This is a genomic window from Oleiphilus sp. HI0132, assembly GCF_001635845.1.
On sequence record NZ_LWGJ01001679.1, the window covers coordinates 1 to 1,725 of the forward strand.

Below are 1,725 nucleotides of genomic sequence, written 5' to 3' on the forward strand. Positions count from 1 at the left end.
GTCAAAAACTGTTTGTTGAGCGCAGTCTAACTGCGCTTGATAAACACCAAAACACACTGGGGGTGGCGCCTACGGGCGCCGGTAAAACGATCATGTTGTCCGGTGTCACCGGACAGTGGTTAGAAAATGAAGATGCCAAAGCTTGTGTGCTTGCTCATCGTGATGAGCTCACAACACAAAATGCTGCCAAGTTCAGTCGTGTTAATCCGAGTATCTCGACTTCGATTTATGACGCAAAAGAAAAGTCGTGGAACGGTCAAACGACCTTCGCCATGGTGCAAACCTTAGGGCGCGAATCGAACTTAAAGAAGATGCCGAAACTTGATCTCCTGGTTATCGATGAAGCGCATCATGCGGCGGCACCGACCTATCGTCGCATCATTGATAGTGTTCGTGATCGCAATCCCGATGTGGCAATTTTTGGTGTCACTGCTACTCCCAACCGGGGTGATAACAAAGCATTGCGTCCCGTATTCAGCAATGTGAGTGATCAAATCACCTTGGCTGAACTCATTCAATCAGGACTCTTGGTTCCACCCAGAACTTACGTAGTTGATGTGGGGACCCAAGGAGAGCTGTCTCAAGTCAAACGTACTGCTGATGATTTCGACATGGCGGCTGTCGACGCCATTATGAACAAAGCTCCTATCACCGAAGCGGTAATACGTCACTGGAAAGACAAGGCTCATGACCGTCCTACTGTGGTGTTTTGTTCGACCGTCCAGCACGCCAAGAATGTAGCGGAAGCCTTCTCAGCATCAGGTATCAGTGCTGAAGTTATTCATGGCGAATTATCAAGTGAGGCGAGAAAGGCAGCTCTGTCTCGCTTTGAATCTGGTGAGTCTCAGGTTGTTGTTAATGTTGCGGTGCTCACCGAAGGCTGGGATTTCCCTCCAACCAGTTGTGTTGTTCTGCTACGGCCAAGTTCTTATAAATCGACGCTGATTCAAATGATTGGGCGCGGTCTTCGAACTGTCGACCCAAACGAGCATCCGGGCGTTGTGAAAAGTGATTGTGTGGTGCTCGACTTCGGCACAAGCACCATGCTTCACGGGTCATTAGAGCAGGATGTGAACTTGGATGGCCACGAGGGGCAAGGCGAAGCGCCACAAAAAGAGTGCCCAGAATGCGGTGCAATGTTACCTGCTGCCGCAAAGGAGTGTTCTCTTTGCGGTCATGTTTGGGAGCGAACAGAGGGCGATGGGAAAGTTGATCTGACGGACTTTGTGATGTCTGAAATTGACCTGCTTAAACGCTCTTCTTTCCGTTGGTGTGATTTGTTTGGTGACGATGCCGCTTTGATGGCGACTGGCTTCGAGGCGTGGGCAGGTGTGTTCTTTCTGGCAGGTCACTGGTTTGGAATGGGCGGTGGTAAAAAACTGCCTGCGAGATTACTCGCCATGGGGGAGCGAACGGTTTGCCTAGCCGCTGCAGATGACTGGTTGAATGAGCATGAAACCGAAGATGCTGCCAGCAAATCCCGCAAGTGGTTAAACCAAGCTGCGACCGCTCAACAACTTCGGTATCTACCTCCTGCGTATCGCCAGGACTTTGGCTTAACACGCTATCAAGCTTCCTGCCTCTTGGCCTTCCAGTTTAACAAGCGTGATATCCAGTCCCGTATTTTCAACAAAGTCGAAGGCAAGGAGGCTGCTTGATGTGCATTACCGTTGCTTTATTTGCCACAAACCGCCTCGAGGCTTTTGCTGGCTTGATCCAAACCGC

1 protein-coding gene is annotated in these 1,725 nt (G+C 50.5%); it reads left to right on the top strand.

Annotated elements, in window-relative coordinates; all coding sequences use genetic code 11:
• Positions 1-1,658, top strand: a 1,658-nt coding sequence (locus tag A3766_RS25705; RefSeq protein ID WP_068643238.1) for a DEAD/DEAH box helicase, incomplete at its 5' end; no start/stop codon positions are given.
• Positions 1,659-1,725: the final 67 nt, after the last annotated feature.